Source organism: Mesorhizobium sp. WSM4846 (assembly GCF_055811415.1).
Genome location: NZ_JBVVPZ010000018.1, coordinates 97,767 through 115,790 on the forward strand (window position 1 = coordinate 97,767; position 18,024 = coordinate 115,790).

An 18,024-nucleotide genomic window follows, 5' to 3' on the forward strand; every position below is an offset into this window, starting at 1 on the left:
TCAGCCCCGCTCGATGGCCGAAGCTTTCTTCCGCCCTACTGGAACCACAGTACAGACGATGGTCGACAGCATTTCCTCAGAAGTTCGCTCGCGAATAATGAGCCTGATTCGAGGCAGGAACACGCGTCCAGAGATTTATGTTCGGCGGATCCTCCACGCTGCCGGCTATCGATTCCGCCTTCATCGTAATGATTTGCCAGGCCGACCAGATATCGTGCTGCCGAGATATTGGACGGCGGTGTTCATAAACGGCTGCTTCTGGCACGGTCACGATTGTAGGCGAGGCAAGCGCCCGTCTTCGAACACGGAATTCTGGGCAGAGAAGATCGACAGAACCATGGGCCGCGACCGACGCAACTTGGAAGCTCTGACGGCGGCTGGCTGGCACGTAGTAACGATCTGGGAATGCCGTCTCGAAGCCGACACCGATGCCCTGCTAACAGACCTGGCAGACGTCAGCGGGCGCGCGACGGTTCTATCGAGTTGACAAGGTAGCCTGCAAAATAGCGAGCCAGCTTGGGAGGGACGGCATTTCCGATCATGCGAGCGACAGGCTCGATCTGCTCCGTCGGATAGAAAACGTATTCATCTGGAAAGGATTGCAGGATGGCTGCCTCCCGAAGGGAAATCCCGCGAACTTGGTTGGTATCGAAATGCCCAAATCGCCCGTTTGAAATGCTGTGGCACTTCGTCGTGATTGTCGGCGACGGCCGATCTGGATGCATTCGGGTGTAGACATCGCTGAAGCAGCGGTCGTTGAGACGCTCGTTGACCTTGCGGTGGCAGTCGAGCGTCAGGTCGCCGTATTGGGTGTTTGCCATGTAAGCATTCGACTCTCCGGGCTTGGCGGAAGACAGACGCATGAGGTTCAGCTCGCTCAGCGAGCGGGCCTTGTGGTTGGGGATTTCCGGATGGACTTCGCCCGCGGCCACGGGGGGCAAGTGTCCGATCGCACGGGACACCGAAACCAGAGTTTCGTTCGGATCGGAGTCCGGTACCAACAACTCGGTTTCCAAGAGATCGGCGAAACGCTCCTCGCGGACAAGGTCGCGTCGAACCGCTATCAGAATCGACCGTTTGCGGAATTGAGGGATGCCGAAGTTCGAAGTGCACACCACCTTCGAGCCGGTCACGTAACCCAATTGATTAAGGCGCACTCTGAAATCTTCCCAGATACCTCCGTACTTGGCATCCTTGATACCTGCAACATTCTCGGACAACACCATTTCAGGCTTATAGCGGTCGACATATTCGGCAGCTTCCGTCAGCAAGCTACGGTCCTTCTCCCTTCCCAATCGACGCTTTTCGCTCAGTTTCTTCCGGGAAAGGCGGGTGAATGGCTGGCAGGGCGCACAAATGGCAAAAAGTACGGGAGTGGCTGGAGCTTTCGACCGATAGTAGCCCAGCAGCGAATCAAGCTCCGCACACAGTTCTGCCTGTTGCCCGCCTGGGTAATCCTCGGTTGCGGGGAAAACGTCGTAGTGGAGGAACCTTGAGTTTGAATGGTCGACCGTTTCGTTGAAATTGTTCTCTGCGTAGGTAAGGCGGCAGCGATTGTCCTTGTCGATCCCGGCAATCACGTAACCGCCGGCATCGATCAGACCTCGCGTCGTTCCGCCGGCACCGCAAAAAAAATCAACTGCGAGAAAATTCGGCATCTTTGCCGCCTTTTGCTCGTCTTTCTTGCCGACCGAAACACCCATCACAGTACCTTCCTGATGCGCTTGATATCGGCAGACGTGAACACACGCCAACCATTTCTGTCGCGCTTCACATCTTCGATCCTCTTTTCCCGGAACCAGCGCAGGAGGGTGCTTTTCGAGATTCCCAACTCCTTTGCGGCCCCGTCCGTGGAGTAGGTCTTCTCGCGCGACACACAAATCTCCGTGAATATATTCAATCATACTCATCGTCGGAATGCAGTCAATGGCTGCGCAAGAAATTTCGTTGGAGTCACAATCATTTAACGCGTTATCGGTCATCCAAATACGTTGCTCGGAGTGGACCACCTACCTAGCAATGCAACATATTGCTTTTCACGATCGTACATTTGTCATATGTACGGCCTCAATTGCGTGGAGAGCGAATATGGTACGCGAAGAAGACCGGGCAAAATTTATAAGACTGGCATCCACCCGGGTTACCAAGGCGCTAAAGGACATCCAGCTTATCGGAAATCTCGCAAATCGATCGAATTATGACTACACGGATGAGGATATTACGAAGATTTTTAAGGCTCTGAACGAAGAGATCAGCGTTTGCCGGAAACGGTTTGAGCTCTCCGGAAAGAGAAACGGGGCGACCAAGTTCACGTTGGAATAGGGGATAAGTCATGGATTCCAAAAAAGTATGTCTGTCACTTCTGGCTGCCGAGTCCGAACTCGAAGTCGAAAAAATTCTTGCTTCAGTCCCGGAGATGCAGGACTCCAAAAACTGGAAGCCTCTCGACGGCCGCGAAACCAACTTCAACGTTACTTCCAACCAGGCATCGGACGGCGGGAAGGCACTGACCGAACTGATGACCAACATGGTCGATGCCGTGCTCCTGAAACACGCCTACCTCAAGGGCATCGATCCGAAAGGCAAAAAAGCCCCCGCCACCATGTATCAAGCGGTCGACCACCTCGTTCATAAGATGCACGGCGGAAAGCTGGTGAACCTCGGGCCAAACGATCCATGGCTCAAGAAGTTCGCCCAGAGCAATCTCGCGATCGGTATCACAGGTGCGAAGTCGAAGGCGGAAGGGTTGCCTTGTTATTCATTCGCCGACAACGGTGAAGGCCAGCACCCGGACGATTTTGAAACCACTTTCCTGTCGCTGAGCGCCGGCAACAAGAAATCTATCAACTTCGTCCAGGGCAAGTTCAACATGGGCTCGTCCGGCGTGCTTCGCTATTGCGGCCGTCGCTGGTTCAAGCTCATCGTGTCCCGCCGTTACGATAAGTCGGGTCCGTGGGGATGGACCATCATGCGTCGCCGCCCGACCGACGGCGATCGCATGCCTGTGGCAGAGTATTTCGTCATGCCGGGCGGCAAGATCGCAAGGTTCGATGCCGAGGAGCTGTTTCCCTACCATACGATCGAGAAGAAGCGCTACGACCGCATGCATTTGAATGCGGGCACGATCGTGAAGCTCTACGACTACCAGGTCGGGTCCCGGTTTCTCAGCTTCCGCGGTTCGCGCGATGCGCTTAACGAGAACTTGGTCGAGACCATCCTGCCATTCCGCATCCTTGATCTCAGGCAGAAGCCGGACCCGAAGCGCGGTCCGGACCGCGCATTGGGGGTAGACCCACGCCCGTTTTACGGGATGGAATTCCTGCTCCTCAATTCCCACAAGGAAGAGGGCCTGGAAGGCGAAGACGAAGCCTCGGGCGAAGACAGGGTGTTTGTCGGCAAGTTTTCGCACCCGAATCTCGGCGAAGTGAGCATCAGCGCGATACCGTTGAAGCGCGACATCCCAGGGTGGCTCAAGCCGAACAACTCCAACAATCGTGTCTTTCATGCCGTCAACGGACAGGTCCAGTTCAAGCAGACACGCGGCTATCTCTCCACCACATGCGGATTTCCTGCCTTAAAGGACCGCATCGTCGTTATCGTTGATGCCAGCAATCTGACATTCGCGGCACACAACGAGGTGTGGAAGGGCGATCGGGAACACCTTAGCAACACGCTCGATGGCGAGCGCTACGTCGAAGAGGTCACCAAGACAATAAAAGAGTCACAGGCACTGAAGGACCTACAAGCCAAGATCGCCGCCGAGGAGTTGGAGCGCGCGGCGAAGACAGAGGGCAATTCGCTGTTCCAGAAGCTTGTCGACCGAGATCCCAGTCTCGCCGGCTTGCTGTCGAGCCGCGATCCTTCGATCAAGCTGCCTGCCTCGGGTGGGTCCAAGGCTGGCGGAAAAGAGAGCGGAACAGCCGAGGAGTTCAAGGGATCCTACAGCCCGACCTTTATCCGGTTGGAGGAACGCGTTGCGAAAAACGCTGTCGAAATTCCGCTGGGCCGCAGCCGACCGCTGGGAGCCAGAACGGACGCGGGCAACGATTATCTGCAGAGACCAGACAATCCCGGCCGAGTGATCCTTGACGAAGAGATCCGGAAGAAGTTCGGCGTTCGCGAGCATCTGAAGGACGGTCGACTGACTCTCTACCTTTCTCCGGACAAGGAAGATGTTGATGTCGACGACACATTCACATTTCGGATAGCGTTACAGGACGAAGCAATGCCGCAGGCCGTTGTATCGGAAGAGGTGACCGTGCGGGTAGTTGCCGTGGTCGATGAAGACGACGAGAAAAAAGTAACGCCGAAGCCGAAGCCGAAGCCTGATGTCAGTGCTGGGGATAAGAAAGCAGGCGATGGGGAAGATGCCCCAACCCACGGATTGCCGGCCGTCATTCTCTTGACCAAGGATGGGCGAGAAATGTCCGGCTATCAGACCGAAGAATGGCCGGATGACTTCTCCGAGACCGACGGTGGCCTGATTCAGGATCTCGGAAAGGAGAGCGTTTACAAGATCAACTATGACAACGTCTATCATATCAAATACCGAATAGCGGCGAAGGACGGCGTTGCCCGCAACGTCATTACCGAGAAGTACATCCTCGGAATGCGCATTCTCTTGTTAGGCTGCGAGCACGCGCTTCGCAGCATGCATCCGACCGACAGCTCCGGAGATAATGGCATAGGGGAGTTCATGGACGACTTTCGTCGTATGGCGGCTAGAGGTGCCGCATCCACTGTGCTGGCCTTAGCTGAAAATCTGCCGAAGATCGTCGACGCATCTTCAATTCAGCAGGCAGAGCAGGTGGAGTGAACAGGCACCGATAGATGACAAACTCAAGCTGAATTGAGGTGCCTGAGGATGGGTCGCCGCAGGGTGCGGCGACCGGGCCTTCGCGACCGCCTCTGCCGGAGGAACGGGAGCTATTTTGGCCGAACAGGCCTGACCAAGTTTAAGGGGTTCCGGGACGATCCCGCCCACGTCACCTTCGAACTCAGCGATAGTCTGGAACCCAATCGGCTGCGAATGACTTCTCCGTAGGTAGCCTGAAAGGAGCGCCGCCGTGTCCGCACCTGCCGAAATGGATGTCGTCCTCGAAAAGCTGCCTTTGAGGATCGGCGCCTACGTGCCCGACGACTTGCTGGAAGACTGGTTCGCGCCGGGAACGGGCATGAACCCGGTCAGCAAGGAAGCGCTGGCGGCCGCCAAGACTTACGGATGGCGCTTCGAATGCGAGTTCAAATACTATCCCGAACGGATGGAGGGCGTGTTCTGGAAGTGGGTGCCGGCGATCTGACCCGCACAATTTCCATCGCCCCAACTGCTTGGCTCTTCAGTGATCCAGATTGCCGCGAAATGGGATCGCTGTCTCGATCTTCTCAGCCGCCGCCTATCGGCGTCGTCACCTTTCCGGTTCCGCCGCATTCGGGGCAGGTGCGGCCGTCGATCATGCCTGTCCCGGCGCAGCGGCGACACATATGCTCGCCAGCGCCGGCAGTGCCTGCCGCTTCGGCATTGGCTTTGCCAGATTGCCCGGGTTCGCCTTGCAGCTGCTTTCTCACCCAGGCGACCGCAGCCTCATCGACTTCAAGCGGCTTGCTGCCCGGCAGGCCTTCGCCGGATTGGCCTATGGTCTTGTTGCGCGGCCGGTCGTTCGTGCCTGTCGTTTTTTTCTGAGCCATTGCAGTACTCTTCTTGCGGTGGCGCAGCTCTCAGCTTTTGCGCTTCGAACGCCTCAGTTCCGCAGAGGTTCCGGTTGGCAATCGTCCGCCGGCGGGCGGACGGAAGCGGCAAACGGCCGGCAGCTCGTCGCTCAAGCATCGGGGATCGCTTCAATGGCGCCCTCGCAGCCTTTGCGTCAGCCCAGCCGCTCCGAGCGCAGTTTCACATCGTCGCTCAGCTGCCGCACGATATCGGCGGTCTTGTGGATGTCGGCTTCGTCGAGAGCGACGCCCATGGTCGAGGCGATCGCCAGGAGCTGGGCGTTCAGCTCGCCGTAGCGCGCCGCGCCATTGCGCGTCAGCTGCACAAGCTTCGAGCGCCGGTGCTTCGGATTGTCCATGAATTCGACGAGCCCCTCGGCCGCTAGCTCATCCGCCAGCCGCTGCATGCGCTGGCGGCTGGTGGGCCGCATCCGGGCGATCTGCGGCACGGTGAGCGGGCCAAGCAGCGCGAGGCTTCGCATGAAGCCGAACGAGCCGCCGCCCCAACTGGTGATGAGCCCTGTCTTCTGGCCGAGAGCCCGTATTCTGAAGAAGCACTGGGCCACTTCGAGCATCAGCTCGGCGATCGCCTCGGCCTTGCCGTCAGCGATGGGGTCCGCCCCGGTCCTCTGGTCGTGTCTTGCCGACGCCATCGCTTCCTTCCTTTTGTCTTGCGAATTTCTGCGATTGACACCCTTGTTGTCAACTTCTAGAGTGACACCTTAGTTGTCATTATAGGCAGCTGTGAGCTTCGTAGCCCTCCAGCATTTGCGGGAGCAGACATGGCAATGGACCCGGCTGGGCAAACCGACAGCGGAACCGCAGGCGTCATCGCGAGACCGCCCCTGCTCTTTCTCGCCGCTCTGCTGATCGGCTTCGTGCTGGATCGCCTGCTGCGTTTGCCGTTCCCGGTTGCGGGGGCCTGGATCATCGGCGGCTCGCTGATCCTGATCGGCCTGGCGCTTTTCGCCGCGGGCATTGGCAACTTCATGCGCGCAGCGACGCCGGTGCCGACGAATGAGCCGACGCGCGTGCTGGTGATGACCGGCATCCACGGATGGACGCGCAATCCGATCTACCTCGGCATGTTCCTCATCTATGGCGGCATCGGCGTGGCCGCGCAGAATATTTGGATCCTTGTCCTCACTCTGCCGCTTGCAATCCTGATCCGCTACGGCGTCGTCGCCCGCGAGGAGGCCTATCTCGAACGGCGTTTCGGCAGTGCGTATCTCGACTACAGGCAACGCGTGCGGCGCTGGCTCTGAGCGTCGCAAGAATGCCGACAGTTGCGCACGTCAGGAAACCGCAACGAGATGACCGTTGCCAAGATCCCTCAGGGCCAGTTTCGGCGGCTCTTCGCCAATTTTTCGGGTCGGGCTCGGGATCTCCTGATCGAGACGCGCGAAACGCGGCCGGCGCTTTGCCGGATCGGGCACCGGCACGGCCTCGATCAAGCGCTTGGTGTAGGGATGGCGCGGGTTCGAAAAGACCTGGTCGCGGGTGCCCATTTCGACGATCTGGCCGAGATACATGACGGCGACACGATCGGAAATGTTCTCGACTACCGCCATGTCGTGCGAGATGAACAGATAGGCGATGCCGAATTCGCGCTGCAGTTCCTTCAGCAGGTCGAGCACCCGGGCCTGCACCGACACGTCGAGTGCCGAAACGCTCTCGTCGGCGATGATGAGTTTGGGCCTGAGCGCCAGAGCGCGCGCGATGCAGATGCGCTGGCGCTGGCCGCCCGAGAATTCGTGCGGATAGAGCTCCATCTGGTCGGCCGACAGGCCGACGCGCTCGAACAGCGCCGCCACAAGCTGGCCGCGCTCTTCCTTCGAGGCAATGCCATGGATCAACAGCGGCTCGGCAACGAGGTCGCCAACGCGCATGCGCGGGTCAAGCGAGGCATAGGGATCCTGGAAAATCATCTGCACGTCGCGGCGAACCGCCTTGCGCTGGTCACGGCCAAGGCCCGCCAGATTGCGCCCGCCGATCACGATATCGCCGTGGTAGGGCACAAGCCCGGCCAGCGCCTTGGCGGTGGTCGACTTGCCGCAGCCGGATTCGCCGACCAGCGCCAGCGTCTCGTGCGGCGCGATCGAAAAGCTGATGCCTTCGACGGCGTGGACACGGCGGTTCACTTGGCCGAAGAAGCCACCGCGCAGGTCGAAATGGACATGCAGATCGTTGACCACCGCCACGCTTCCGGGCATTTCCGCTTCGACGGAACTCCGGCGGCCGGCGCCGGTACCGATGCGCGGCACGGCGGCGAGCAGTTCACGCGTATAGTCGGCTTGCGGGCGGGAAAAGATATCGGCGGCTGTTCCCTGCTCGACCATGCGGCCGTGCCGCATGATGACGACGCGATCGGCCATTTCGGCAACCACGCCCATGTCGTGGGTGATGAGGATGACGCTGGTGCCGTGTTCGCGCTGCAGATCGCGCAACAGTTCCAGCACCTCGCCTTGAACGGTGACGTCAAGCGCCGTCGTCGGCTCGTCGGCGATCAGCACATCCGGTTTCAGCGCCAGCGCCATGGCGATCATCACGCGCTGGCGCATACCGCCGGACAGTTCGTGCGGAAACTGTTTTAGCCGGCTTTCGGGTTCCGGGATGCGGACGGCCTTCAGCGCCTCGATGGCGCGCCGGCGCGCCTCGGCGCGTGACAGGCCGGTATGGGCCTCGATGGACTCGACCAGCTGCCGGCCGATCGACAGCACCGGATTGAGCGAGGTCATCGGCTCCTGGAAGATCATCGCGATGCGGTCGCCGCGAATGTGGCGCATCCGGCGCTCATCGAGCAAAGCCAGATCGATGTCGCCCCGATCGATATCGCGAAACCGGATCGCGCCGGATTCTATCCGGGCGGCGGGCTGCGGAAGCAACTGCATGATCGCCAGCGCGGTCATCGATTTGCCGGAACCGGATTCACCGGCAATGCAAAGGGTCTCACCGCGTGCAATCGAGAACGACAGGCCTGATACCACCGGCCGCTCGCCGTCTTCGCCGCGCACGCTGACGGTCAGGCCGGAGATTTCCAGCACCGGTCCAGCCGTGGTCGAAACGGCCGGGGCAAAAACCCCGGTCCGCTTTTTGCCTGCGCTTTTGCTCATTCGAAGACGCAGCGCGGGAAGTAGAACGACACCACCCAGTTCGGCATGTCGACGATCTCGCTGATCCGGAGATCGCCGCAGACCGAAACCAGCATGTAGGCCTCGACCGGGTCCATTGCGTAGCGGCCGGCAAGCAGGTCGATCATCTGCGAGACCGCTTCCCTGGCGCCCGTCATCAGGTCCGGTCCGATGCCGGTCGTCACCTCATAGCCCTTGGCATCGAGATGGCGCGTCACCGGACCCGGCGTGGTGAAGCGCGGCGTCTTCAGCCGCGCATCCTTAACCAGGTCGAGCTTGAGCACGACATCCATCGGGCTTTCGATCGCCGTGCCGCACACTTCGCCGTCGCCCTGCGCGGCATGCGTGTCGCCGACCGAAAACAGCGCACCGGCCACCTCCACCGGCAGATAGAGCGTGGTGCCGGCCGCGAGATCGCGGATGTCGAGATTGCCGCCGACGCGCCTTGGCGGCACCACCGAGTGGAGGCCCATTTCAGCCGGCGCGTTGCCGATGGTGCCGGCAAAGGGTTTCAGCGGCACGCGGGCATGCTTGCCGAACAGCGCCGGCTCGAGCGAGGCGGCGTCGTATGTCCAGATGTTCAGCGCCGGCTCCGGAAAATCGTCGGCGAGCAGCCCGAACCCCGGAATGTTCGCCGTCCAGCCGAAGCCGGACGGCCTGAACATCTCGATCGTCACCTTCAGTGCATCGCCCGGCTCGGCACCTTCGACATAGATGGGCCCGGTGACGGGGTTCACCTTGGCGAAGTCGAGCAAAGCGACGTCAGCAACGGTGCTGTCGGCCTGAAGCTGGCCACCCGACGAATCGAGGCACTGGAACTCGATCGTCGAACCGGGCGCCACCCGCTCAGTCGGGACAAAGGAATTGTCCCAGCCGAAATGGTGATGGCGCCCATGGATGGTGTAGTCGCAGTTATTGCACATCGGTCACATACACATTGTCATAATTGATCGGGATATGGACGGGGTCGACATAGAGATTGTCGGCGCCACCCATCCGGGCCGATTTCATGGTGAAACGCTGCTCGTTGAAGACCGGCGCCCAGGGCGCGTCTTCCATGATCTTGCCGTAGATCGCGCTCCACATCTCGGCACGTTCGCCTGATTTGGCCGGATCGACGATCGAGTCGGCCTCCGCCGCCTTGGCGTCGAGATCCTTGTTGCAGTACCACGACCAGTTCCAGCCGCCCGGAACCGCGCCGGCGCAGCCGAGGATCGGCCCGTAGAAGTTCGACGGATCGGGGAAATCGGCGATCCAGGCCATGCCGCCGGACCAGATCATCGGCGCGCCGGCCTTGTCGCCGCCGGCGGCGATAACATTGGCCTGCGCGAGCGACTGGATGCTGGCCTTGATGCCGACTGCCGCCAGATCCTGCTGGATCGCCTGGGCGATACGCGGGTTGGGATCGGTGTTCATCGCGAACAGCTGCGTGTCGAAACCGTCGGGATGACCGGCCTCGGCAAGCAAAGCCTTGGCCTTGGCCACGTCATAGGGATAGCCCTTGAATTCCTTGTCGTAGCCCGGCATCGACGGCGGCAGCGGCTGATTGGCCGGCACCGCACGGTTGTTGATCAGCTGGACGATACGGTCCTTGTTGATCGCCATGTTGACCGCTTGCCGCACCTTCACATTGTCGAAGGGCGCCATGGTGGTGTTCATGGTGATGTAGCCGGTGTGCAACTGGCCGCCCTCGACGACGCGGGCCTTCTGCTCGGGATCGGCCATCACCTCCTGGAACTTGGCCGGCGGAATGCCGTCGCCGGGAATGTCGATCTCGCCCTTCTGCAGCCGCAGCAGCGCCACGATCGGCTCCTGGCCGATCTCGAAGGTGACCTTGTCGAGATGCGGCAGGCCCTTGTGCCAGTAATCCGGGTTACGCTCGAAGACGACGCGCTGGCCGAGCGTCCATTCGGCGAACTTGAAAGCCCCGGTGCCGACCGGATGCTTGCCAAAATCCGCGCCGTATTTCTCGACTTCCTCCTTCGGCACGACATGCGAGAAGTTGATGGCCATGACATGCAGGAAGGTGGCGTCGGGCCGGGTCAGCTCGAACTTGATCGTGTAGGGATCGACGACGGTGACGCCCGCCAGCCTTTCCGCCTTGCCGGCAGCGACTTCGTCATGGCCCTTGATCGAGCCGAAGAAGCCGGCGCCCGGGCTCTGCGTCTTCGGATTGGTGACGCGATCGAGCGAATATTTCACGTCGTCGGCGGTCATCTCGCGGCCATTGTGGAACTTCACCCCCTGGCGCAGCTTGAACGTGAAGGTCTTGCCGTCGGGCGCAATCTCGTAGCTCTCGGCGAGGTCGGGACGCAGATTGGTGGTGCCCGGCTCGTAGTCCATCAGCCCGTCGAACAGGCTCTTGATCATCGACCAGTTCTGCCAGTCATAGCCAATGGCCGGATCGAGCGTGGCGACGTCGTCCTTGTAGGTGATGGTGATCGCGCCGCCCTGCTTGGCGTTCGGGTCGACGGCGTCCTCGGCGCGGACGCTTGTCATGCCGAGCATCAGCGCGAGCGCCGACACGGCCACGCTGGAGGTCAAGAATTTCTTCATCTCATGTTCCCTTTCTCTGGTTGTTACCGGTCTTTTTTGGCTTTCATCTGAGCTTGATGCGCGGATCGATGAACGGTGCGACGGTGTCGGCCAGGAGATTGCCGAGCACGATGGCGAAGGCCGAAACCAGGGTGACACCCATGATGATCGGAATGTCGACGCGCTGGATGGCCTGCCAGGCAAGCTGGCCGATGCCGGGCCAGCCGAACACGCTTTCGACCACCACGATGCCGCCCATGAAGATGCCGATGTCGATGCCGATCATGGCGATGACCGGCAGGATGGCGTTGGGCAGCGCGTGGCGGAAAATGATGGCGCTGCGTGCAAGGCCCTTGGCGCGGGCGGTCCGCATATAGTCCTGGCGCAGCACGTCGATCATCGACGAGCGCATCATGCGGGCGTACCAGCCGGCGCCGAGGATCCCCATGGTCAGCGAGGGCAGCACCAAATGGCGCCAGGTGCCGTAGCCGCCGATCGGAAACCAGCCGAGCCGCACGGCGAATACATAAAGGAGCAGCAGGCCGACGACGAATTGCGGCGCCGAGACGCCGACAAAGGACGCGACCATCAGCGTCTGGTCGGTGGCGGTGCCGCGCCTGACGGCGGCAACAAGGCCCATCGTCAGGCCGATCGCCAGCTCGCAAAGGATGGCGCCGACCATCAGCAGCAGGCTTGCCGGCAGTCGCGAGACGATGAGCTCCGTGACCTCGGAACGCTGGATGTAGGAGCGGCCGAGATCGCCGCTGAGCAGGCTGATCAGATAGTGCCAGTACTGGATGAAGAAGGGCTGATCGAGGCCGAGCTGCCGGCGGATGTTCTCGACCGTTTCGGGCGTGGCACTGCGGCCGGCGATCTGGCGGACGGGGTCGGCGGGCAGCAGGTAGAGCAGTGCAAATGTGATCAATGAGACGCCGAGCAGGATGAGCACGGACTGGATAACGCGGCGGCCGAGATAGGCGATCATGCCCGGCCCCTTTGCGTCGGATCGAGGATGTCGCGCAGCGCATCGCCGATGAGGTTGAAGGCCAGCGCCAGCGCCAGGATCGCCGCACCAGGAAAGAAGACCAGCCAGGGCGCTGCCTGAAAATATGTCTGGTTCTCGAAAATGATGTTGCCCCAGGATGCGGTCGGCGGCTGCACGCCGATGCCGAGATAGCTGAGCGTTGCTTCGAGCAGCACTGTGGTCGAGATGCCGAGCGTGCCCCAGACGATGATCGTCGGCAGCAGATGCGGCAGGATATGGCGAAACAGGATGCGTGGCGCGCTGGCCCCGATCGTACGCTCGGCGTCGATGAACTCGCGCTCGGCCAGCGAGCTGGTCTCGGTGTAGATGACCCGCGCGGTCTGCACCCAGTTCACCAGAGCGATCACCATGGCAACGATCCACAGGCTCGGCTGGAGCACCGCCGCCAGGCAGATGGCGAGCAGCAGCGCCGGAAAGGCCATCATCAGATCGGTGAAGCGCATCAGCGCGCCACCGATCCAGCCGCGGAAATATCCCGCGGTGACGCCAACCAGCGTGCCGATCAGAAGCGCCACGCCGTTGGCGACGATGCCGATGATCAGCGAGGTGCGTGCGCCGAAAAGGATGCGGGTCAGCAGATCGCGGCCGAGCAGATCCGTGCCCAGCCAGAAGCTGGCATTCGGCGGCAAGGGCGCGCCTTCAAGCGTCAGCCCGTCGAACATCTGCTCGTTCGGATCGTAGCCGGTCAGCCACGGCGCCAGGACGGCGCCGGCCACGACGACGGCAACGATCACCAGGCCGATCAACGCCAGAGGACGCTTGACCAGGCGCCGCCAGACGCCGGCGCGCGGCCTGGCCGGCATGCGCCCGGTTGCCGGAAGATCAGGCGCGATGGGATTGGTCATCGCCGCCTTCTTCCGTCATCGCCACGATCCTGCGCGCGGCCTCTTCGACACTGATCTGCCAGCTCATCGCCAGCGACCGGAGCTGCGCATAGGCGCGGCCGTCCTCAGCGCCTTTGGACAAGGCCTCCACCGCGCGCACGATGGTCTGGCGCTCTGCGACGCGCAGGCGAAGCGACGATATCTCACTTGCCAAAAGCTTGCGCGCCTCGAAACTCTGCCGCGCGATCAAAAGGGCGCTGTAGACGCCGGCATTGCCGACCGGCTTCAGCAACTGGGCGTCGGCCTTGTGCGACAGCGCCCACTCGATGCGGCCCGGCGCTTCGGAGCCGATCAGCGCGACCAGCGGCATCGGCGCCTCACCCGGCGTCCACGGGAATTGTTCGTCGAAGCCGAGATCGGCATCGAAGAAAACGAAGTCCGCCGCCAGCGCCTCGGCCGGCAGTTCCGGCCAGCAGCCGACCGTCTCGAGGCCGATGGCCGACAATTGCCGCGTGATAGCTAGCACCGTCGGATGCGGACGATGCAGGACAAAGGCCGTGGCGCCGCCGAGATTCGGGATGCGCGGGACCCTGCTCACGACACCACCCTCAAGCGTGGGCGGCCGAATGTCTCGGTCCGGTCATAGCGGGACAGATAGGGATCGGGCGCGACACCCTTGGTCAGCGTGACGGTCTTGAACGCGGTGCCCTCGATGCGCCCGATCTGCACCGGCAAGGTGGCGTGCTGGGTTTGCGGATCGATGGAGATGTCGCCGAACGGGGTTCGAAACGAGGTTCCGGCAAAGGCCTGGGAAAGATCCGGCCATTGTGCGCCGGGATTGCAGGCGAGGATTTCGGCAAGCGTCCGCACCGAGGCATAGGCCGCCGCCTCGAAGGACGAGGCAGGCATGGTGGAGGGCGCCGAATCGCCATGGCGATCCGCTGCCGAGATATCGTGAAAGTATGGCCCGACGGAAAGGTGGCCATTGCCCGCCCCGTTGAGCGCCGGCAACTCGCATTCGGTGAGATTGCAGGACAGGATCGGGCAGCGCTCCGGCCTGAAATGCGGGTCGCGTTCGGCAAGTTTGGCATAGGCCGCAATGAAGGCGTAGGACGAGGAACCGATCAGGTTGTTCAGGACGAAATCCGGCCGGGTCGCCTGGATCTCGGCGATCAGCCTGGAGACATCGACCTCGCCGAGCGGCAGATAGCGCTCGCCCAAAACCTTGCCGCCGGCATCTGCGATCAGGTCGCGGGCGACACGGTTGGTCTCCCAGCCCCAGATGTAGTTCGAGCCGAGCAGAAAACCGTTGGCGCCGAAGCGCGGCACGACATGGGCCAGCAGCGGAACGAGATGCTGGTTCGGGCAAGCGTGCATGTAGACGACATGCTCGTTCGCTTCGAAGCCCTCATAGGGACAGGCATACCAGAGCGTGCCGCCGGCGCGCTCGAGGATCGGGATGACCTCCTTGCGGCTCCATGACGTGATGCAGCCAATGATGTGGCGCGCGCCGCTGTTGGCGAGAATGTCGGCGCATCCCGTCGCGTAGCCGTCGATGTTGCCTTGCGGGTCGCGCTCCACAGGAACGAATTCGATCGGGATGGCGGGATCGGCGTTGACATCGGCGATGGCCGTCATCGCACCGGAACGGCAGGATTCGGACAGCAGGCGGTAGTTGCCCGACCGCGAGTAAAGGATGCCGATTTCAATACGCCGTCCCAAGCAAATCCCCAAAATAACAATGCCCCGCAGCCGCCGCCGCGGAAGGCGAGGCATACGAGGCATTTTTGCCGCCCGGCGGTCGGAGCCGGTATTTTCCCCAATAGCGTATTCGGTACGGCGGGTCAGTCAAGCGGGAAAGTGGAGGCCGGCCCGACGATGCTGCTGTAGAAGGGGGAGCGCCGTTCGGGCTTCACCAATTGTCGATGTTGGCGCTCGGTGCGCCTCCGCCTACTCGCCGTAGACGTCGAAGGCAAAATACTTGTCGTTGATTTCCTTGTATTTGCCGTTGGCGCGCAGGGCGTCGATCGCCGCGTCGAGTTTTTGGGCCAACTCCTTGTTGCCCTTCTGCAGCGCGATGCCGACACCCGGGCCATGGATGGCCGGGTCTGGCGCCAGGGTGCCGAGCAGCTTGCAACAGGCGCCCTCGGGCTTCTCCAGCCATTCGGTCAGCAGGATCGAGCCGTCCATCACCGCGTCGAGGCGGCCGTTGACCATGTCGGTACGGGCGTCGTCGCCGGTCGGATACGGTCTGATGGTCGAGCCTGCGTATTTCTGCTCGGCGAAATTCTGATGGATCGTGGCGCTCTGCACGCCAAGCGCCTTGCCTTTCAGGTCCTCGGGCGAGGTGCCGGTGACGGTCGAATCCTTCGGCACCGCGATGGCCGGTGGCGTCTGGTAGTATTTGTGGGTGAAGTCGACCTTCTCGGCGCGTTCCGGCGTGATGGTGATGTTGATGATGGCGTCGAACTTGCCGGCCTGCAGGGCCGGGATCGAGCCGTCGAAATCCTGCACGACGAACTCGCACTCGGTCTTCATCTCGGCGCACAGCGCCTTGCCGAGATCGATGTCGAAGCCGCCCAGCGTGCCATCGGCATTGGCATAGTTGAAAGGCGGATAGGCGCCCTCGGTGCCAAGCTTGAGTTTCTTGTCCTGGGCGGAGGCAGCGCCGGTGGCGAGCGCCATGGCGACGGAAGCGGCAGCCAAGAAACGACCGAAAAGGCGCATGATCCAAATCTCCGTTGATGGGAGAAGTCTACGGGGTTTTGTGGGCGCGGCGGAGACGGAAACGACATGCCCTGCGGCAAGCACGCCGCGGCAAGGCCGATTGGCAGCTTCGGCGGTCAGCCGGCTGCTCGTGCCCGCTCGGTGGCGGCTCGGTCGACTGCCGACCCGTCCGCGGAAAGGGCAACGCCAAATTTCTCGCTGGCCTGTTCGGGCGTATAGTACCCCAGCCTGACATCCCGCAGCACCAGTTCCGGATCGCGCTGCAGGGGATCACCATAGCCGCCGCCGCCCGGCGTGCCGACGCGCACGCGGTCGCCGGCCTGCAGCGCGATGTCTTGCTCCTTGGAGAGGTGCAGCGGCACATGCTCCGCGCCGTCGCGAAAAACGGTCACCGTGTTGACCGCGCCGTCCTTGCCGCCGAGCGCGCCTTGCGGGCCGAAACGGCCATGGTCCATGACGAAGGAGGCGCGGGCATCGCCGCGCAGGATCTCGACCTCATAGGCGAGGCCGAAACCGCCGCGATGCCTGCCGGCGCCGCCCGAGCCTTCGCGCAGGGCATAGTGGCGGTAGAGCACCGGAAACGCCTGCTCCATGATCTCGACCGGCGGCGATTTGGAGATGCCGATGGTCGAGCAGCCATTGCTCAGGCCATCATGACCCGCATTGCCGCCATAGCCGCCGCCGGAGATCTGGTACATGACGTAGTCGCGGCCGCGCGCCGGGTCGTTGCCACCGAGCGCGAAATTGCCGCTGGAGCCGGCCGGGGCCGCCGTCACCTTGTCAGGCAATGCCTGCACCATCGCCGCGAACACCGCCTCGGCGATGCGCTGCGAAACCTCGGCGGCGCAGCCCGATACCGGGCGCGGATATTTGGCGTCGAGGAAAGTGCCTTCCGGCCGCTTGACGATCAGCGGCTCGAAGGCGCCGGCGCTGATCGGCACATCAGGGAAAATGTGGCGCATGGCGAGATAGACCGACGACAAGGTCGTCGCCAGAACGCTGTTCATCGGCCCGGCGCAAGGTTTTGACGAGCCCGAAAAATCGAAGCTGAGCGTGTCGCCGTGTTTCTCGACGGCCAGCGCGATGGTCAGTGGCTCGTTCACCACCCCGTCGGAATCGACGAAGGCCCGCGAGCGATAGATGCCGTCGGGAATGGCCGATATGTTGGCACGCATCTGCTCGGCGGCGCGGCGGCGCAGTTCGGCGATCGCCTCGACGACTGTTTCCTCGCCGTAACGATCCAGGATTCCATTGAGCCGGTCCTGGCCGATCAGCAGTGCCGCCGCCTGCGCGCGGATGTCGCCGATGCGCTGGTCGGCAACCCTGATGTTGGAACAGATGATGGCGTAGATCTCGCGATCGAGCACGCCCTGCTTGAACAATTTTACCGGCGGCAGCCGCAAGCCTTCCTGCTCGACCGCCGTTGCCGAGGCAGAAAAACCGCCCGGCACCGAACCGCCGATATCGGGCCAGTGGCCGGTGTTCGACAGCCAGCAGAAGATTTTGCCGTCGCGGTAGACCGGCATGGCGAAGCGCACATCCATCAGATGGGTGCCGCCGAGATAGGGGTCGTTGACGATGTAGATATCGCCTGGCTCGGGCGGCAGGCAGCGGCCGTCGGCGATCATTTCGATCACCGTTTTGGTCGAATACTGCATGACGCCGACGAATACCGGCAGGCCCTGGCTGCCTTGTGCGATCAGCGAACCATCGACCGCCGAATAGATGCCGTCGGAGCGATCGTTGGCCTCGGCGATAACCGGCGAGAATGCGGCGCGCGAAAACGTCAGGTCCATCTCGTCGCAGACCTGCTGCAGCGCCGCCTGGATGACCGAAAGCGTGATGGCGTCGAGAGTGATCATCCGCGCGCCTCAAGTTGGACGAGGCGGGCGTCAATTTTGCACGCCGAGAGCTGGCATACGGATTCTGACGAAGAGGGACCCCCACCCCTAACCCCTCCCCACAAGGGGGAGGGGGATTCTCGTTGGCGCTGAAAGCAGCAAATCGCTGCGTGTCGATGCCAGGAACTGGTGGCTCGACCAAATCCCCCTCCCCC

Annotated in this window: 18 protein-coding genes; 5 read left to right on the forward strand and 13 right to left on the reverse strand. The window is 62.0% G+C overall.

What is annotated here, in order from left to right:
- Positions 1-58: 58 nt before the first annotated feature.
- The gene (locus AC0L15_RS17145; RefSeq protein WP_473496623.1) at positions 59-487 is read left to right on the forward strand and encodes a very short patch repair endonuclease; all 429 of its coding nucleotides are present in this window, start codon (positions 59-61) and stop codon (positions 485-487) included.
- Here the strand turns inward: AC0L15_RS17145 and AC0L15_RS17150 are convergent.
- Both AC0L15_RS17150 and AC0L15_RS17155 read right to left on the reverse strand, forming a co-directional pair.
- Positions 456-1,703, reverse strand: a complete 1,248-nt coding sequence (locus AC0L15_RS17150) for a DNA cytosine methyltransferase (RefSeq protein WP_473496597.1) — start codon at positions 1,701-1,703, stop codon at positions 456-458. The genes AC0L15_RS17145 and AC0L15_RS17150 overlap by 32 nt on opposite strands.
- On the reverse strand, positions 1,703-1,876 hold the full coding sequence (locus tag AC0L15_RS17155; protein WP_258121048.1) for a MerR family transcriptional regulator: 174 nt from the start codon (positions 1,874-1,876) through the stop codon (positions 1,703-1,705). Before AC0L15_RS17155 ends, AC0L15_RS17150 begins: the two co-directional genes overlap by 1 nt.
- A gap of 212 nt (positions 1,877-2,088) precedes the next feature.
- On the opposite strand from AC0L15_RS17155, the gene AC0L15_RS17160 reads away from it, so the two are divergent.
- The 3 genes from AC0L15_RS17160 (at position 2,089) to AC0L15_RS17170 (ending at position 5,300) form a co-directional block, all read left to right on the forward strand.
- Positions 2,089-2,322 carry a hypothetical protein gene (locus tag AC0L15_RS17160; RefSeq protein ID WP_473496596.1) on the forward strand — a complete coding sequence of 78 codons (234 nt, stop codon included), beginning with the start codon at positions 2,089-2,091 and terminating at the stop codon, positions 2,320-2,322.
- Between the two features lie 10 nt (positions 2,323-2,332).
- Positions 2,333-4,816, forward strand: coding sequence for a hypothetical protein (locus AC0L15_RS17165; protein WP_473496595.1), 2,484 nt, complete (start codon positions 2,333-2,335; stop codon positions 4,814-4,816).
- Positions 4,817-5,066: 250 nt separating this feature from the next.
- Entirely contained in the window at positions 5,067-5,300 is a 234-nt protein-coding gene (locus AC0L15_RS17170) for a hypothetical protein (RefSeq protein WP_473496594.1), read from the forward strand.
- A gap of 82 nt (positions 5,301-5,382) precedes the next feature.
- Here the strand turns inward: AC0L15_RS17170 and AC0L15_RS17175 are convergent, their stop codons facing one another.
- Complete coding sequence (locus tag AC0L15_RS17175; RefSeq protein ID WP_473496593.1) at positions 5,383-5,685, reverse strand: hypothetical protein; 303 nt, start codon at positions 5,683-5,685, stop codon at positions 5,383-5,385.
- 176 nt (positions 5,686-5,861) lie between these two features.
- Positions 5,862-6,359: a MarR family winged helix-turn-helix transcriptional regulator gene (locus tag AC0L15_RS17180; RefSeq protein ID WP_473496592.1), complete on the reverse strand. Its 498-nt coding sequence runs from the start codon at positions 6,357-6,359 to the stop codon at positions 5,862-5,864.
- Between the two features lie 129 nt (positions 6,360-6,488).
- On the opposite strand from AC0L15_RS17180, the gene AC0L15_RS17185 reads away from it, so the two are divergent.
- Entirely contained in the window at positions 6,489-6,971 is a 483-nt protein-coding gene (locus AC0L15_RS17185; RefSeq protein WP_473496591.1) for a methyltransferase family protein, read from the forward strand.
- Positions 6,972-7,001: 30 nt separating this feature from the next.
- Here the strand turns inward: AC0L15_RS17185 and AC0L15_RS17190 are convergent, their stop codons facing one another.
- The 9 genes from AC0L15_RS17190 to AC0L15_RS17230 all read right to left on the reverse strand — a co-directional run bounded on the left by AC0L15_RS17190 (position 7,002) and on the right by AC0L15_RS17230 (position 17,830).
- A complete protein-coding gene (locus AC0L15_RS17190; RefSeq protein ID WP_473496590.1) occupies positions 7,002-8,819 on the reverse strand; it encodes an ABC transporter ATP-binding protein in 1,818 nt (605 codons plus the stop codon).
- A complete protein-coding gene (locus AC0L15_RS17195) occupies positions 8,816-9,760 on the reverse strand; it encodes an acetamidase/formamidase family protein (RefSeq protein WP_473496589.1) in 945 nt (314 codons plus the stop codon). The genes AC0L15_RS17190 and AC0L15_RS17195 overlap by 4 nt, the downstream gene beginning before the upstream one ends.
- Positions 9,750-11,345, reverse strand: coding sequence for an ABC transporter substrate-binding protein (locus AC0L15_RS17200; RefSeq protein WP_473496621.1), 1,596 nt, complete (start codon positions 11,343-11,345; stop codon positions 9,750-9,752). The genes AC0L15_RS17195 and AC0L15_RS17200 overlap by 11 nt, the downstream gene beginning before the upstream one ends.
- Before the next feature lie 91 nt (positions 11,346-11,436).
- Complete coding sequence (locus AC0L15_RS17205; protein WP_473496588.1) at positions 11,437-12,357, reverse strand: ABC transporter permease; 921 nt, start codon at positions 12,355-12,357, stop codon at positions 11,437-11,439.
- The gene (locus tag AC0L15_RS17210) at positions 12,354-13,262 is read right to left on the reverse strand and encodes an ABC transporter permease (protein WP_473496587.1); all 909 of its coding nucleotides are present in this window, start codon (positions 13,260-13,262) and stop codon (positions 12,354-12,356) included. Before AC0L15_RS17210 ends, AC0L15_RS17205 begins: the two co-directional genes overlap by 4 nt.
- Positions 13,240-13,839 carry an ANTAR domain-containing response regulator gene (locus tag AC0L15_RS17215; RefSeq protein ID WP_473496586.1) on the reverse strand — a complete coding sequence of 200 codons (600 nt, stop codon included), beginning with the start codon at positions 13,837-13,839 and terminating at the stop codon, positions 13,240-13,242. The genes AC0L15_RS17210 and AC0L15_RS17215 overlap by 23 nt, the downstream gene beginning before the upstream one ends.
- Complete coding sequence (locus AC0L15_RS17220) at positions 13,836-14,963, reverse strand: transporter substrate-binding protein (RefSeq protein ID WP_473496585.1); 1,128 nt, start codon at positions 14,961-14,963, stop codon at positions 13,836-13,838. The genes AC0L15_RS17215 and AC0L15_RS17220 overlap by 4 nt, the downstream gene beginning before the upstream one ends.
- 228 nt (positions 14,964-15,191) lie before the next feature.
- Complete coding sequence (locus AC0L15_RS17225; RefSeq protein WP_473496584.1) at positions 15,192-15,968, reverse strand: ABC transporter substrate-binding protein; 777 nt, start codon at positions 15,966-15,968, stop codon at positions 15,192-15,194.
- Positions 15,969-16,084: 116 nt separating this feature from the next.
- On the reverse strand, positions 16,085-17,830 hold the full coding sequence (locus AC0L15_RS17230) for a hydantoinase B/oxoprolinase family protein (RefSeq protein WP_473496583.1): 1,746 nt from the start codon (positions 17,828-17,830) through the stop codon (positions 16,085-16,087).
- Positions 17,831-18,024: the final 194 nt, after the last annotated feature.

Excerpts from the sequence above, each read along its gene's own strand:
- AC0L15_RS17145 (WP_473496623.1), top strand. The coding sequence starts at position 59 with ATGGTCGACAGCATTTCCTCAGAAGTTCGCTCGCGAATAATGAGCCTG.
- AC0L15_RS17150 (WP_473496597.1), bottom strand. The coding sequence starts at position 1,703 with ATGGGTGTTTCGGTCGGCAAGAAAGACGAGCAAAAGGCGGCAAAGATG.
- AC0L15_RS17160 (WP_473496596.1), top strand. The coding sequence starts at position 2,089 with ATGGTACGCGAAGAAGACCGGGCAAAATTTATAAGACTGGCATCCACC.
- AC0L15_RS17165 (WP_473496595.1), top strand. The coding sequence starts at position 2,333 with ATGGATTCCAAAAAAGTATGTCTGTCACTTCTGGCTGCCGAGTCCGAA.
- AC0L15_RS17175 (WP_473496593.1), bottom strand. The coding sequence starts at position 5,685 with ATGGCTCAGAAAAAAACGACAGGCACGAACGACCGGCCGCGCAACAAG.
- AC0L15_RS17180 (WP_473496592.1), bottom strand. The coding sequence starts at position 6,359 with ATGGCGTCGGCAAGACACGACCAGAGGACCGGGGCGGACCCCATCGCT.
- AC0L15_RS17185 (WP_473496591.1), top strand. The coding sequence starts at position 6,489 with ATGGCAATGGACCCGGCTGGGCAAACCGACAGCGGAACCGCAGGCGTC.
- AC0L15_RS17190 (WP_473496590.1), bottom strand. The coding sequence starts at position 8,819 with ATGAGCAAAAGCGCAGGCAAAAAGCGGACCGGGGTTTTTGCCCCGGCC.
- AC0L15_RS17195 (WP_473496589.1), bottom strand. The coding sequence starts at position 9,760 with ATGTGCAATAACTGCGACTACACCATCCATGGGCGCCATCACCATTTC.
- AC0L15_RS17200 (WP_473496621.1), bottom strand. The coding sequence starts at position 11,345 with ATGCTCGGCATGACAAGCGTCCGCGCCGAGGACGCCGTCGACCCGAAC.
- AC0L15_RS17205 (WP_473496588.1), bottom strand. The coding sequence starts at position 12,357 with ATGATCGCCTATCTCGGCCGCCGCGTTATCCAGTCCGTGCTCATCCTG.
- AC0L15_RS17210 (WP_473496587.1), bottom strand. The coding sequence starts at position 13,262 with ATGACCAATCCCATCGCGCCTGATCTTCCGGCAACCGGGCGCATGCCG.
- AC0L15_RS17225 (WP_473496584.1), bottom strand. The coding sequence starts at position 15,968 with ATGCGCCTTTTCGGTCGTTTCTTGGCTGCCGCTTCCGTCGCCATGGCG.
- AC0L15_RS17230 (WP_473496583.1), bottom strand. The coding sequence starts at position 17,830 with ATGATCACTCTCGACGCCATCACGCTTTCGGTCATCCAGGCGGCGCTG.